Annotated in this window: 11 protein-coding genes; 7 read left to right on the forward strand and 4 right to left on the reverse strand. The window is 71.1% G+C overall.

Going from position 1 to position 13,782, the window contains the following annotated elements:
• Positions 1 to 101: 101 nt before the first annotated feature.
• Positions 102 to 563 (reverse strand): universal stress protein, encoded by a 462-nt coding sequence (locus PZB75_RS28545; RefSeq protein WP_275538171.1) that lies wholly within the window; start codon positions 561 to 563, stop codon positions 102 to 104.
• Positions 564 to 738: 175 nt separating this feature from the next.
• On the opposite strand from PZB75_RS28545, the gene PZB75_RS28550 reads away from it, so the two are divergent.
• Together PZB75_RS28550 and PZB75_RS28555 are read left to right on the forward strand one after the other, a co-directional pair.
• Positions 739 to 1,593 carry a polysaccharide deacetylase family protein gene (locus PZB75_RS28550; protein ID WP_275538172.1) on the forward strand — a complete coding sequence of 285 codons (855 nt, stop codon included), beginning with the start codon at positions 739 to 741 and terminating at the stop codon, positions 1,591 to 1,593.
• Between the two features lie 384 nt (positions 1,594 to 1,977).
• Positions 1,978 to 2,439 (forward strand): hypothetical protein, encoded by a 462-nt coding sequence (locus PZB75_RS28555; protein WP_275538173.1) that lies wholly within the window; start codon positions 1,978 to 1,980, stop codon positions 2,437 to 2,439.
• A gap of 64 nt (positions 2,440 to 2,503) precedes the next feature.
• Here the strand turns inward: PZB75_RS28555 and PZB75_RS28560 are convergent, their stop codons facing one another.
• Positions 2,504 to 3,268 (reverse strand): DUF4239 domain-containing protein, encoded by a 765-nt coding sequence (locus tag PZB75_RS28560; protein WP_275538174.1) that lies wholly within the window; start codon positions 3,266 to 3,268, stop codon positions 2,504 to 2,506.
• A gap of 1,186 nt (positions 3,269 to 4,454) precedes the next feature.
• Here PZB75_RS28560 and PZB75_RS28565 point away from each other — a divergent pair.
• Both PZB75_RS28565 and PZB75_RS28570 read left to right on the forward strand, forming a co-directional pair.
• Positions 4,455 to 5,273, forward strand: a complete 819-nt coding sequence (locus PZB75_RS28565) for an SAM-dependent methyltransferase (RefSeq protein WP_275538175.1) — start codon at positions 4,455 to 4,457, stop codon at positions 5,271 to 5,273.
• Entirely contained in the window at positions 5,270 to 7,444 is a 2,175-nt protein-coding gene (locus PZB75_RS28570) for an EAL domain-containing protein (protein ID WP_275538176.1), read from the forward strand. The genes PZB75_RS28565 and PZB75_RS28570 overlap by 4 nt, the downstream gene beginning before the upstream one ends.
• Before the next feature lie 54 nt (positions 7,445 to 7,498).
• On the opposite strand, the gene PZB75_RS28575 is transcribed toward PZB75_RS28570, so the two are convergent.
• Complete coding sequence (locus PZB75_RS28575) at positions 7,499 to 8,395, reverse strand: LysR substrate-binding domain-containing protein (protein WP_275538177.1); 897 nt, start codon at positions 8,393 to 8,395, stop codon at positions 7,499 to 7,501.
• Between the two features lie 96 nt (positions 8,396 to 8,491).
• Between PZB75_RS28575 and PZB75_RS28580 the strand changes: the two genes are divergently transcribed.
• From PZB75_RS28580 to PZB75_RS28590, 3 genes are read left to right on the forward strand one after another with little or no spacing between them, the layout of a single operon-like run.
• Positions 8,492 to 9,199: a succinate dehydrogenase gene (locus tag PZB75_RS28580; RefSeq protein ID WP_275538178.1), complete on the forward strand. Its 708-nt coding sequence runs from the start codon at positions 8,492 to 8,494 to the stop codon at positions 9,197 to 9,199.
• Positions 9,200 to 11,149 carry a fumarate reductase/succinate dehydrogenase flavoprotein subunit gene (locus PZB75_RS28585; protein WP_275538179.1) on the forward strand — a complete coding sequence of 650 codons (1,950 nt, stop codon included), beginning with the start codon at positions 9,200 to 9,202 and terminating at the stop codon, positions 11,147 to 11,149.
• Complete coding sequence (locus PZB75_RS28590) at positions 11,146 to 11,892, forward strand: succinate dehydrogenase/fumarate reductase iron-sulfur subunit (RefSeq protein WP_275538180.1); 747 nt, start codon at positions 11,146 to 11,148, stop codon at positions 11,890 to 11,892. The genes PZB75_RS28585 and PZB75_RS28590 overlap by 4 nt, the downstream gene beginning before the upstream one ends.
• Positions 11,893 to 12,002: 110 nt before the next feature.
• Here PZB75_RS28590 and PZB75_RS28595 read toward each other — a convergent pair whose 3' ends face one another.
• A complete protein-coding gene (locus PZB75_RS28595) occupies positions 12,003 to 13,769 on the reverse strand; it encodes a glycosyl hydrolase family 18 protein (protein ID WP_275538181.1) in 1,767 nt (588 codons plus the stop codon).
• Between the last annotated feature and the right edge of the window lie 13 nt (positions 13,770 to 13,782).

Consider the following 13,782-nt stretch of genomic DNA (forward strand, 5'->3'; position numbering starts at 1 on the left):
TCTCCCTTGACGACTGTCGTTGACGGCCGCTCATGATCCTCCGGCCGGGGCCGGTGGGGAAGACGCCCTGCCGTCATGGAGAAGTGAGGATTCAGCGGTGATCAGGGAACGACGGTGACGGGCCAGCGCCCGGCCTTGACGAGACGGACCGCCACCGAGCCGATGAACCGGTGCCCCGCCGACTCCGAGGCACCGACCACCACGGCGTCCGCCTTCAGCTCGTCGGCGGCCGTGACGAGGCCGTTGTACGGGTCGCCGCGGAAGGTGTGGAACTCCCAGCGCACGTCCCAGACGTCCTTCAGACGCTCCGTCGCCGCCCGGATCTCACTCACCAGCCCCTCGGCGACCTCACCGGTCGTCTCCGCGACCGGCACGCCCATCGCCGCCCCCGCGGGCATCACCGGCTGGACGTAGACGAGGGCGAGCAGGGCGTTCTGCCTGCGGGCGAGTCCGGCGGCGTACGCGGCGGCGCGCATCGACGAATCGGACCCGTCCATACCCGCGACGATCACTTTCGGTCCGTCTGTGCCACGTTCGAACTGGTGGGGCTGCTGATCTGTCACGGCAGTGAGGCTATCCGCTCCTCTCGGCGCGTCCCGTCCAGGTCTCTCCGTGCGCTCCGGAGGCCGCTCCCGACCGTGCGCCGCTTCCCTGGCACGCTCCCTCCAACGGGTGGAGAACGCCGCCTCCGCGGTGTCGTGACACGGCAGGGCACTCTCACCATGCGAGCAGTTGGTCATGAAATATGACAAACGGCCACCGAGTCGTCGGACCCTGCTGCGCCTGACCGCCGGGCTCGGCGCCGCCGTCACCGTACGCGTGATCGCCGCCGACCCGGCCGGAGCCCCCGGCCCGCTCGCCGGACCGTCGCCCGTCGCGGCGCCCGCCGCCGGTCCGGCCTCGCGGGCCGCACCACGGGCAGTGCCCGCCGCCTACCGGCTGCGGCCCATGACGGGGCACACCCCGTCCCGCTTCCGGCCCGCCGCCCCGCCCGTGCGTACCCGCCCCTTCGAAAGGCTCCCCGGCCTGGGCCGCTCCATGGTGCTCACCTTCGACGACGGCCCGGACCCGGTCCACACGCCACGAATCCTCGCCCTCCTGCGCAGGTACGACGTCCGGGCGATGTTCTTCGTCTGCGGCGAGATGGTCGCCGACAACCCGGACCTGCTGCGACGGATCGACGGCGAAGGGCATGTGATCGGCAACCACTCCTGGTCGCATCCGCAGCTCTGGACCCTCTCCCGGGCGGTCACCCGTGACGAGCTGGGCCGCACCAGCGAGGTGATCGCGAGGACCGTCGGGGCTCCGCCGCTGTGGTACCGGGCCCCCTACGGCGCCTGGAACCGGAACTCGTTCGAGATCGGCGCCGAGCTGGGCATGGAGCCGATGGCCTGGACCGTCGACTCCCTCGACTGGAAGACGCCCGGCACCGACACGGTCGTCCGCCGGGTGCTGGACGGGGCGGGCCCCGGAGTCGTCGTCCTGTCGCACGACGCCGGCGGCGACCGCTCGCAGAGCGTGGCCGCGCTGGGCCGGTATCTGCCCGCCCTGCTCGACGAGGGCTACCGCGTCCTGGTGCCGCACCGCTCCTGAGGAGGGCACGGTGCCCGTACCGCGTCGTCCGACGCCCGCACCGCGGCCGAGGACGGCATCGCCCCGGAAACGGCACCGTGTCCTCCGCGCCGCACCTCTCGGGCGCGGCCCTCCTGGGGCGGCGGCCGGGGAACGGCGAACGGGTGCGTTCGCGCGACGGCGTCTGCTCATCGGAGTAACGGACGGGCGGAACCTCCGTCGCGCTGTGACCTGCGGCTCTGCCCCCTCCGGGAGCAGGGCGCCGGTGTGTCGGGTCACCGGGCTGGAGCAGCCCCGAAATGCGGTGTCGCGCGGGCGTGGTGAGGGTTCGTCATGGGACGCGTTTTCCGCCGGTCTCTTCCGGGGCACCCGGCCCCGGGGCGTGTTCCACCGGAGGTTCACACCATGCGTGTTTCACGCGCGTTCGCGGTCGTCGCGGGCGTCTGCGCGGCGGTCGGGCCGTGCGCCTCACCGGCCGCCGCGGGTCACGGACCGGGGGCTGTCACCGTCGCCCACCCGGTCCACCGGGACGCCACGTCAGGGGCAGGCACGGAAGAGGGGTGCGGGCGGGGCGGCCCGGCGGCGTCGGACACCTCCGGGGACCTGCCGCTGCCCATGAGCGGCGCCGGGGAGGACGCCGCCCATGCCACCGGGAGGACGACGCCCGGCCACCACGACCTGTCCGCGCGGTGCGGTGACGACGTACCGACGACCACGCACGGCCCCGCCGTGCGCGGTGGCGTCGACGGTCCCATGGGCCCGAGCACCACCGACATGCGCGTCGGAGTGGGGCTGATCGCCGCCGCCGCGCTCGGTGGCGGCGTGTTCGCCGTACGGGGCCGCCGGACCCGCGACGAGCGGGTCTGACCGGACCGGCCTCCACACCGGCCGGGTCGGACGCCCCCGGCCGGCCGGGGGCGCCGCCGCCGTATCAGCCGGACGCGTGCGGGAACAGATCGAGGAACGGCGCGGTGGTGGCCGAGATGCCCCGCCCGAACGGCTGGTCGAAGTCCCAGATCAGGAAGAGCAGGAAGGCGATCAGGACACTGAAGAGCCCCGCCAGCAGGAGCTCACGGAAGGTTCTGCGGATCTGGAGCGTGAAGATCAGCCCCACGGTCACCAGCGCCCCCACGATCAGCCCGAACCAGACCACGCCCGGCATCGTGGCGCCCGCGTTCTGTCCCCGGGAGGTGCGCGCGTCGTCGGCCGCCGCGACCTGGTCGACCAGGGGCTGGTACGCCTGGCCCTCGTGGTCGTCCGCCGGACGGTAGTCGGTGACGTCGGCCCGTACCCGGTCCAGCAGCCGGGCCCCCCGGTCGGTGAGTTCACCGCGCTCGGTCATCACCTTCCATTCGTCGTGGACGACGTGGTGGACGTACGCGTCGACGTCGGCGCGGATCCGGTCGCGGACCTCGGCCGGGTACACCGAGGCCCGGGCGCTCACCTCGTGCAGGGCCTGGGCCTCCTGGCGCACGGACTCCTGGGCCGCGCTGCGCCCCTCCCAGACCCCGGCGATGGCGAGCCCGAGCACGATGGCGTAGACCACACCGATCATCATCGTCATGTATTCGATGACGTCGGGGGTCTGCGACGGGTCGTCGTCGTCACCCACCCGGCGGTTGTTGAGGACCGCGATGGTGAGGACGACGGCCGCTGAGGCGGCCAGCGCAATGGTCAGAACAAGCCATTCCGACATGGTTTCTCTTCTCCGTCGGTCAGCGGGATCGGGGCCGCAGCACGGCCACGGCGAACACCGCGGGGGCTGTGATCAGCAGGGTGAGGGACACCAGGGAAGGTCCGCTCCTGGGCTTTCCGCGTGGCGGCCTGTGATAGGCGGGCAGGGCCACGGGGCGGGCCGCCGGAGAGGCGGGCCGTACCGAGGGCGTCGGTGACGGAGAGGGGCCGGGCGGTTCCGGACGCGGTGCGCGTGGCGCGGGGGCGGTCGGCGCCGGAGCCGGTGGCACCACCGGGCGGACCGGCGCCGCTGTCGCACGGGGAGCCGGTGTCGCACGTGGCGGGGGCGGAGAGGGCCGCGGAGGTGGGGGAGTGGGCGTCCGGGTGGGCGGTGGCGGCTCAGGCGGGGGCAGGGGCCCCGCGGAACAGTCGCCGTCGCCCGACACGACGACCGAGGAGTCCTCGCCTCCCGGCCCGACGGAGGCGTAGGCGCAACTGCTCGCGGTCGCGGGAACCGGCGCGGCGAGCAGACACACGAGCGCGGTGGCCGCGGCGAGCCGCGCGGCGAGGCACATCAGGGATATGAGCGATCCGTTCACGACCGCGAGCATGGTCCGGTCGCCGACCGGACACGCGGTGTCCGGTCGGTATTCGCCTGATGGTGGGGTCCTCGGGCGGTTCACGTTTCACGCCGCCGGAGGATTCCCCGGCGCGATTCGAACGGTGCGCGAGCCGTCACGCGCGGGGACGGCGCGGGCCCGCCCCGGGGAATTTCGAAGACGGTCCGGCGAAGAACTGAAGGCGTCCGCCTCGGGGCTAACCTCCTTTATCCGGAAGGAAGTTGGTTCACGTTCGCGCGGGCCCCGACAACAGGGCGGCATGCGGGGCGGGTTCGTGGGACGTACGGCGTCGACGGCCCCGTGGCGCGATCGCGCGTGAACGGTGACGACGGCCGCCACAACGAACTTTCGGACAACGGCCGGGTAACGCGAGTATCGCGTCATCGGTGACCTCGGGCCCTTCCGGAACCCCTCGATCACCGAATGTCACCCCCAGCGACTGGGTGGTTGCACATGCCAGTGGTGTGTGACCAATAACGGACCGCTAATTTCCGTTTCCGCTCGCTCTCTTGGCGGTCGATCAGTAGCCTCTGCTCAACACTGACCATGAACATGGCCGGATCGCCGTGCGACTTGTTGGAGACATCGATGGATCGTCCCGCCTGGGCCCCGCAAGGCATTGACATTTCGGTGCCGAGCGTGTCCCGCATGTACGACTTCTACCTGGGCGGTTCGCACAATTTCGAGGTGGACCGGGAAGCCGCGCGCAAGGCGATGGAGTTCATGCCCGGACTCCCCAAGATCATGCAGGCGAATCGTGCCTTCATGCGCAGGGCGGTACGCCACGCGCTGAGCGAGGACGTCACCCAGTTCCTGGACATCGGCTCCGGCATTCCCACTTTCGGCAATGTCCACGAAGTGGCCCAAGCCGCCGACCCGGAGGCCCGGGTGGCCTACGTGGACCACGATCCGGTCGCCGTCGCGCACAGTCAGGCCGTCCTGGAGGGCAACGACCGGGCCGTGATCGCCACCGCCGATCTGCGCCGCCCGCGGGAGATCCTGGACAACGCGGTGATCGGTGAACTCCTCGACTGGGACCGCCCGGTGGCCCTGCTGCTCGTCGCGGTCCTGCACTTCGTCGAGGACGCGGACGACCCGTACACCGCCATCGCCGAGCTGCGCGACGCGCTCGCACCCGGCAGCCTGATGGTCGTCACCCACGCCTCGTACGAGGGCATACCGCTCACCGAGGACGAGGCGCGCGGCACCGTCGGCGTCTACCGCGACATCCGCAACCCGCTGGTCATGCGCTCGCACGACGAGGTCGCCCGGTTCTTCGACGGGTACGAGATGGTCGAACCCGGCCTGGTGTCCATGCCGCACTGGCGTCCCGACAGTCCGGTGCTGCCCGACCAGGAGGACCCATTCGTCTTCTCGGGCTTCGCGGGAGTGGGACGCAAGGCGTGACTATCCCCGCCCCGGCGCCGCAGCCCGCGGCCGAGCAGCCGGACGGCGCCGAGGACCGGCTCCGGCGCTTCGCCAGGATCTGGAGCCGGGCCATCTTCCCCTCGACGGCCACCTCCCTGAGCCGCCCGGAGTTCGAGCGCCATCTGCTGCCCCTGGCACGGCAGTTGAGCGACGCCCTGCACATACGGCCGTTCGACCCGGCGCCCGCGCAACTCGTCGGCGCCGCCCTGGTCGCCGCCCACTGCACGGACCCGGACGCGCTCAGCCGCACCCTCGGCGTCGTCGACTCGTACCTGGTGCTCTACTGCGGTGGAAACGGCCCGCTGGAGCTCTCGACCGAGGAGAGCAGGGCGCGCTGCGCCCGTCTCCAGCACTCCCTCGCCGGCGGCTTCACCCAGGCGCTGCGCGAGCGGACCCTGGCGGAGCAGGAGGCCATCGCCCGCTCCGCACTCACCGCGCGCAGCGACGCGGAACAGGCCCTGCACATCACCGAGACCCGCTTCCGCGCCGTCTTCAAGGACGCCGCCATCGGCATCGGCATCGCTGACCTCGACGGCAACGTGCTGGAGATCAACGACACCCTCACCCGGATGTTCGGCGGCCTCGAACACCACGTCCGCAGCCACAAGGTGAACGAATGGGTCCACCCCGAGGACTCCCCGGCGGTCTGGAAGTACTACGGCGAACTGGTACGCGGCGAACGCGACCACTACCGGGTGGAGAAGCCCTACTACCGCAACGACGGCACCGTCCTGTGGACCAACCTCACGGTGTCGCTGCTGCGTGACCCCGAGGGCCGCCCGCAGTACCAGCTGGCGCTGATGGAGGACACCACCGAGCGCAGACTGCTCAACCTGCGGCTGCGCTACGAGGCCACGCACGACGCGCTCACCGGACTGCCCAACCGGACGCTGTTCTTCGAACGCCTGGAGAAGGCGCTCGCGAGCCGGGACGGCGGCCGGTTCGGGCTCTGCTACCTCGACCTGGACGGCTTCAAGGCGATCAACGACAGCCTGGGGCACGCGGCCGGGGACCGGCTGCTCGTCGAGGTGGCCGACCGGCTCGAGAGCTGCGCGACCGCGCGCGGCGAGATGGTGGCGCGGCTCGGCGGCGACGAGTTCGTGGCCCTCACCACCGGGCCGGACACCGAGCGCGAGGTCGACGACCTGGCCTGCCGGATTCTCGGGGCGCTGTCCTCACCGATCAGGCTCGACGGCCGTGAACTGACCGTACGGGGCTCGATCGGCATCGTCGAGGGACCGGCCGGCGAACGCAGCGCCGCCGAGGTGCTGCGCAGCGCCGACATCACGATGTACCGGGCCAAGTCGGCGGGTGGCAACCGGTTCGAGTTCGCCGACGCCGAGGCGGACGCCCTCGCCATCACCCGGCACGGCCTGACCACCGCCCTGCCCGCGGCCCTGGAGCGTGGTGAGTTCTTCATCGAGTACCAGCCGCTCGTGCACCTGGGCGACGGCAGTGTGCACGGGGCGGAGGCGCTGGTGCGCTGGTGCCATCCGCAGCACGGGGTGCTCGGACCGGACCGGTTCATCGCGCTCGCCGAGCACACCGGGCTGATCGTCCCGCTCGGCCGCTGGGTGCTGGAGGAGTCCGTACGCCAGGCCAACTTCTGGCAGGAGCGGCACAGCGACGGCGGTCCGCTGCGGATCAACGTCAACCTCTCGCCGGCCCAGCTGCACCATCCGAGGCTGGTCGCCGAGACGGTGGACGTCCTGGAGCGGTCGGGCCTGGAGCCCGCGGCGCTCTGCCTGGAGGTCACCGAGTCCGCGCTGATCGGCGCCGACGACGATCTGCTCAAGCCGCTGCGGCAGCTGGCCGAGATGGGTGTGAACATAGCGCTCGACGACTTCGGCACCGGTTATTCCAACCTGGCCAATCTGCGCCGGCTGCCGGTGAGCGTCCTCAAGCTGGACCGCTCCTTCACCCAGGGGATGCAGCAGCACCCGGCCGACCCGGTCGATCTGAAGATCGTCGAGGGCATCGTCTCGTTGGCGCACAGCCTGGAGCTCGCCGTGACGGTGGAGGGCGTGGAGACCGGGGCCCAGGCCGAGCAGTTGCGGGCCCTGGGCTGCGACACGGCCCAGGGCTGGTACTACGCGCGGCCGGGAGCCCCCGACCGCATCCACTCACTGCTGCTGGCCGACGCCGTCTGAGGCGGCTCCCGGGCCGGGGCGGGCCCTCCCGGGCGGCTCCCCGGTCCGGACCGCTCAGCCGGTCGCCGGCCGGCTCGTCAGCAGGAGTCTCTGCAGTTCACGGGCCGCGCGTGGCGGTGCCACGTCGCTGCGGTGCGCGAGGGCGATCGCGCGCCGCAGCCCGGGTCCGGCCAGCGGGGTGGTGCGCAGGTCATGGCCCGCCCGGGTGGCGACCATGCTCGGCACCACGGCGATGCCCAGCCCCGCCCGTACGAACCCGAGCACCGCGTCCATCTCACCGCCCTCCACCGTGAACGACGGCTCGAACCCCTCGGCGCGGCAGGCGGCCACCGTGAGTTCCCGCAGGTCGTAGCCGTGCCGGAACATCACGAGCGATTCGTGGCGAAGATCGGAGATCCGTACGGCCCCGCCCCGCCCGGGACGCGGCCGGGCCGTCGACGACACGACCACCAGGTCCTCGTGCAGCAGCTCCACCGTCGTCAGCGCGGGGGAGGCGGCGGGCAGCGGCAGCACCACCAGCGCGAGGTCGAGAGCGCCCCGCGCCAGTTCCCGTACGAGGTCGTGCGAGCCCCCCTCCTCCAGCAGCAGCTCGATCCCGGGGTGCAGATCGTGGAAGGCGCGCAGCACATCGGGCAGCAGCCCGGTGCAGATGCTCGGGGTGGCGCCGAGCCTGACCCGGCCCCGGCGCAACTGCACCAGTTCCTGCACCTCGCGGCGGGCGGTGTCGGCGTCGGCGAGAATCCGCCGGGCGAGCGGGAGCAGCGTCCCGCCCGCGTCGGTGAGCGTGATGTTCCCCCGGGCCCGGCTGAACAGCTCGGCGCCCAGCTCCTTCTCCAGTGCCCGGATCTGCTGGGAGAGCGAGGGCTGTGAGACATGCACCGCCTCGGCGGCGCGGGTGAAGTGCCGGGCCTCGGCGACGGCCACGAAATAGGCGAGCTGTTGGAGGTGCATGGGCCCACGATAACGAGGCGTGATAGTCATAGCCTATGGAGATGAGCCGGACCATGTCTTGGACTGATGGGGTTGTCCGGTCCTAGCGTCGTGTCCATGGCATCGGCAACCCGGACGGACCGACGGCCGTCCATGACGCGCACGCTCTGGGACTCGTCCGTCGGCAAGAAGACGATCATGGCGGTGAGCGGCCTGGTCATGCTCCTGTACCTGGTCGCCCACATGGTGGGGAACCTGAAGATCTTCTTCGGGCCCGGCGAGTTCAACCACTACGCCCACTGGCTGAGGGTCATGGGCGAGCCCGTGCTGCACCGCGAGTGGGGGCTCTGGATCGTCCGTGTGGTGCTCGTCGCGGCCGTCGTGCTGCACGCCGTCTCCGCGTACCAGCTGAGCCGCCGCGACATCCGGGCGCGGCCCGCCAAGTACGTCCACAGCAGGCCCCGCGCGAGCTATGCCACCCGCACCATGCGCTGGGGCGGGATCATCCTGGCCCTGTTCATCGTCTGGCACATCCTCGATCTGACGACCGGTACCGCGCATCCCGGCGGCTTCCAGCCCGGACATCCGTATCAGAACGTCATCGACACCTTCTCCACCTGGTACGGAGACGTCGTCTACATCGCGGCGGTGCTCGCGCTCGGCCTGCACGTCCAGCACGGCTTCTGGAGCGCGGCCCAGACCCTCGGTGTGGGCAACGCGGCCCGCGACCGTGTCCTCAAGACCGCCGCCAACGTCCTCGCGGTGGCACTGACCGCGGGTTTCGTCTCCGTACCCGTCGCCGTCATGACCGGAGTGGTGAGCTGAATGCCCGAGTACACCCACTACACGACCGGGGCTCCCGTCGTCGACACGAAGGCCCCCGAGGGACCCGTCGCCGAACGCTGGAGCACCCGCCGCTTCCAGGCCGGACTGGTCAACCCGGCCAACCGCCGCAAACACACCGTCATCGTCGTCGGCACCGGCCTGGCGGGCGGCTCGGCCGGCGCGACCCTCGCCGAACAGGGCTACCGCGTCGTCCAGTTCTGCTTCCAGGACTCGCCCCGCCGCGCCCACTCCGTGGCCGCGCAGGGCGGCATCAACGCCGCGAAGAACTACCGCAACGACGGCGACTCCGTCCACCGGCTCTTCTACGACACCGTCAAGGGCGGCGACTTCCGCTCGCGTGAGTCCAACGTCCACCGGCTCGCCGAGATCTCCGTCGAGATCATCGACCAGTGCGTCGCCCAGGGCGTGCCCTTCGCCCGTGAGTACGGAGGTCTCCTCGACAACCGCTCCTTCGGCGGCGTCCAGGTGTCCCGTACGTTCTACGCCCGGGGGCAGACCGGTCAGCAGCTCCTCCTGGGCGCCTACCAGGCCCTCTCGCGGCAGATCGCCGCGGGCAACGTGGAACTGCACTCCCGTACCGAAATGCTCGATCTGATCGTCGTCGACGGCAGGGCCCGCGGCATCGTGGCGCGTGATCTGGTCACCGGCCGCGTCGACACCCACTTCGCGGACGCGGTCGTCCTCGCCACCGGCGGATACGGCAACGTCTTCCATCTGTCGACCAACGCCATGAATTCCAACGCCACCGCGATCTGGCGGGCCCACCGGCGCGGCGCCTACTTCGCCAACCCCTGCTTCACCCAGATCCACCCCACCTGCATCCCGCGCACCGGCGACCACCAGTCCAAGCTGACGCTGATGAGCGAGTCGCTGCGCAACGACGGCCGCATCTGGGTCCCGAAGGCCAAGGGCGACGACCGCCCCGCCGGTGAGATCCCCGAGGACGAGCGCGACTACTACCTGGAGCGGATCTACCCGGCGTTCGGCAACCTCGTGCCGCGTGACATCGCCTCGCGCGCCGCCAAGAACGTCTGCGACGAGGGCCGGGGCGTCGGCCCCGGCGGACAGGGCGTCTACCTGGACTTCGCGGACGCCATCGCCCGGATGGGCCGGGCGAAGGTCGAGGAGAAGTACGGCAACCTCTTCGACATGTACGCGCGGATCACCGCGGAGGACCCGTACGAGACCCCGATGCGGATCTACCCGGCCGTGCACTACACGATGGGCGGGCTATGGGTCGACTACGACCTGCGGACCACCGTCCCCGGTCTCTTCGCGATCGGCGAGGCCAACTTCTCCGACCACGGCGCCAACCGGCTCGGCGCCTCCGCGCTGATGCAGGGCCTGGCCGACGGCTACTTCGTCCTGCCGGCGACCGTCAACGACTACCTGGCCCGCACCCCGCGCACCGAGGAGATCGACGCCTCGCACCCGGCCGTCCAGGAGGCCGTCGCCGACACCGAGGACCGGCTCAATCTGCTGCTGGCCGTCGACGGCGACCGCACACCCGACGACTTCCACCGCGAACTCGGCGAAGTCATGTGGGAGTTCTGCGGAATGGCCCGTACCGCCGAGGGCCTGCGCAAGGCCCTCGGCCGGATACCGCAGATCCGTGAGGAGTTCTGGCGCCGCGTCAAGGTGCCCGGCACGGGGGAGGAGTTCAACCAGTCGCTGGAGAAGGCCAACCGCGTCGTCGACTACCTGGAACTCGCGGAGCTGATGTGCCTCGACGCCCTGCACCGGGCCGAATCCTGCGGAGGCCATTTCCGCGAGGAGTCGCAGACCCCGGACGGTGAGGCCGCCCGGCGGGACGAGGAGTTCTCCTACGTCGCCGCCTGGGAGTTCAGCGCCACCGGCGCCGCCCCCGTCCTGCACAAGGAAGACCTCGTCTTCGAGTACGTCCACCCCACCCAGCGGAGCTACGCATGAGGCTCACCCTGCGCGTCTGGCGTCAGCGCGACGCCGAAGCACCTGGCGCCATGGCCACCTACGAAGTCGACGGAATCTCACCGGACATGTCGTTCCTGGAGATGCTCGACACCCTCAACGAGGAACTGATCCTGGGCGGGGACGACCCCGTCGCCTTCGACCACGACTGCCGCGAGGGCATCTGCGGGGCGTGCAGTCTCGTCATCAACGGCGACGCCCACGGTCCCGAGCGCACCACCACCTGCCAGCTCCACATGCGGTCCTTCCGGGACGGCGACACGATCGACGTCGAGCCGTGGCGCGCCTCGGCCTTCCCGGTGGTCAGGGATCTCGTCGTGGACCGCTCCGCCCTCGACCGGATCATCCAGTCCGGCGGATACATCACCGTCCCGACCGGGGCCGCGCCCGAGGCGCACGCCACCCCGGTGCCCAAACCGGACGCCGACCTCGCCTTCGAGCACGCCGAGTGCATCGGCTGCGGAGCCTGCGTCGCCGCCTGCCCCAACGGATCGGCGATGCTCTTCACCTCGGCGAAGGTCAACCACCTCAACGTCCTCCCGCAAGGCGCTCCCGAGCGGGAGACCCGGGTGCTGGACATGGTCGCCACCATGGACGAGGAGGGCTTCGGCGGCTGCACACTGGCCGGCGAGTGTGCCACCGCCTGCCCGAAGGGCATCCCGCTGCCGTCGATCGCCGCGATGAACAAGGAGTGGCTGCGCGCCACCCGCAAGGTCCGCCGCTGACGGCGGGCGGGCCGCCACCGCCCGCCCGCCGTCAGCGGCGGAACACGGCGAGTTCCTGGCCCCGGAGGCCGCCCACCTCCAGGACCAGGAAGAACCGATGGATCACACGGTCAGGAGGTGACGGAGATGTCGTCGCCGTGGACCGTGCCCTGCGCGTACCAGCCGTGCAGATAGACCGTCACCGTGCCGGACGAGCCGGTGGTGAAGGACGTCGACTGCTGCGACCAGCCGCTCGACGAGGTCCAGACGCTCGCCGTCGCACCGCCGCGCACGCCGAGGTAGGCGTAGTTGCCCTGCACCCAGCCGCTCAGCTTGTACGTGGTGTTGGGGGAGAGGGCGAGCGTCTGGGTGCACTCACCGGTCTGCGAGGCGCTCGCCGCCGCGGCCAGGGCGTGCGAACCGCCGTGCACCGGGGTGGTCACGACCGCGCCGCCGCTCTCACAGGTCCACGGACCCAGCGAGCCGGTCTCGAAGTCGCCGTTCACCACGGCGCCGCCGCCTCCGCCGCCCGGGGAGGTGACCGAGAGCGTGAAGGACGCCGAGTGGCTGAGTGAGCCGGACGCACCGGTCACCGTGAGCGGGTACGTGCCGGGAGCGGCCGACTCCGCCGCGCTGAGCGTCAGTTGTGACGTGCCGCCCGCGGTGACCGAGGACGGGCTGAGCGTGGCCGTCACTCCGGCGGGCGCCCCGGTGACCGTCAGGGCGACGGTCTTCGCGTTGCCCGAGATGACCGAGGTCTTCACGGTGGCCGTGGCCGAAGCGCCCGGCTGCACCGTGCCCGCTCCGGGGACGATGTCCACGGAGTAGTCGTCCGTCACCGGGCCGCCCGGGCCGGAGAACGGTGCGAAGGTGTGGGAGAAGTACCAGGTGTCCTGCGCGATGCCGGAGCAGGTGTCCGAGCCGCCGGTACCGGGGCAGCCGCCGTTGTCACGCTGGAGCGCCCAGAACGAGAGCGTGTTGATGTTCCTGGAGACGGCCCAGTTGTAGACCGCGGTGGCGTCGGCGGTGGTGAACGTTTCGGCCGGGCCGTAGTCGTCGATGCCCGGCATCTCGGTGACACCGATCATGCCCCAGAGCTGGGACGCCGTCCGGTCCGGGTAGAGATCGGCCAGTTGGTCGCGCAGACCGGCCGCCGCCGTCTGGGTGTCCTGCGCCATGTTGTGCGAGGCGCCGTCGTAGTAGTCGAACGTCATGAGGTTCACGACGTCGACCTTGGCGCCGTTGGACTTGGCGTTCTCCAGCACCGCGAGGCCACTGTCGGCGAGACCGCTCGTGGTGGTGGGCAGGGTGTACGAGATCTGCACCGAACGGCCGTTGGCCGCCGCCCAGTCCTGCACCTTCTTGATCGCCTTGTTGCGGCGGTCGACACCGCCGCTGTTCTCCAGCGAGTTGTCCTCGATGTCCATGTCGAGGCGGGAGACGTCGTAGGTCGTGATGACCTTCTCGTACGCCGCCGCGATGGAGTCGACGCTCGTGCAGCTGTCGGCGATCTCGGTGCCGCCGTTGTCGGCCGTGTAGCCGCCGAACGACGGGATCACGTCACCCCCGCGCGACCGCATGGCCGTGAAGTCGGCGCCGAACTCGGACTGGGCGATGGGCTGTCCCGAATCGCCGTTCCAGTACGGGGTGCAGGAGCCGCGTGTCGCGGTCTGGATGAACGCCATGGTCAGGTACTTGGCGCCGGACTGCTGCGCGAGCGCGGCGGGGCTGTCCCCGTTCCACGCCTCGAAGTAGGGGGCGAAGACATGCGCGGGCAGTGGGGTGGCGGCGGTCGTGGCGGCCTGCGCGGCGGGGCCCGCGCCGAGGAACAGACCGGCGGAGGCGGCGGCCGTGGCCAGGACGCTCAGCAGGACACTGGCGGATCTTGGACGTCTCATGGATTCTCCCAGC

This window comes from Streptomyces sp. AM 4-1-1, assembly GCF_029167625.1.
Taxonomy (GTDB): Bacteria; Actinomycetota; Actinomycetes; order Streptomycetales; family Streptomycetaceae; genus Streptomyces.

What these genes read in the sequence shown, in the direction of transcription:
- PZB75_RS28550 (WP_275538172.1), top strand. Translation starts at nt 739, where the DNA reads ATGAAATATGACAAACGGCCACCGAGTCGTCGGACCCTGCTGCGCCTG.
- PZB75_RS28555 (WP_275538173.1), top strand. Translation starts at nt 1,978, where the DNA reads ATGCGTGTTTCACGCGCGTTCGCGGTCGTCGCGGGCGTCTGCGCGGCG.
- PZB75_RS28560 (WP_275538174.1), bottom strand. Translation starts at nt 3,268, where the DNA reads ATGTCGGAATGGCTTGTTCTGACCATTGCGCTGGCCGCCTCAGCGGCC.
- PZB75_RS28565 (WP_275538175.1), top strand. Translation starts at nt 4,455, where the DNA reads ATGGATCGTCCCGCCTGGGCCCCGCAAGGCATTGACATTTCGGTGCCG.
- PZB75_RS28575 (WP_275538177.1), bottom strand. Translation starts at nt 8,395, where the DNA reads ATGCACCTCCAACAGCTCGCCTATTTCGTGGCCGTCGCCGAGGCCCGG.
- PZB75_RS28580 (WP_275538178.1), top strand. Translation starts at nt 8,492, where the DNA reads ATGGCATCGGCAACCCGGACGGACCGACGGCCGTCCATGACGCGCACG.
- PZB75_RS28585 (WP_275538179.1), top strand. Translation starts at nt 9,200, where the DNA reads ATGCCCGAGTACACCCACTACACGACCGGGGCTCCCGTCGTCGACACG.
- PZB75_RS28590 (WP_275538180.1), top strand. Translation starts at nt 11,146, where the DNA reads ATGAGGCTCACCCTGCGCGTCTGGCGTCAGCGCGACGCCGAAGCACCT.
- PZB75_RS28595 (WP_275538181.1), bottom strand. Translation starts at nt 13,769, where the DNA reads ATGAGACGTCCAAGATCCGCCAGTGTCCTGCTGAGCGTCCTGGCCACG.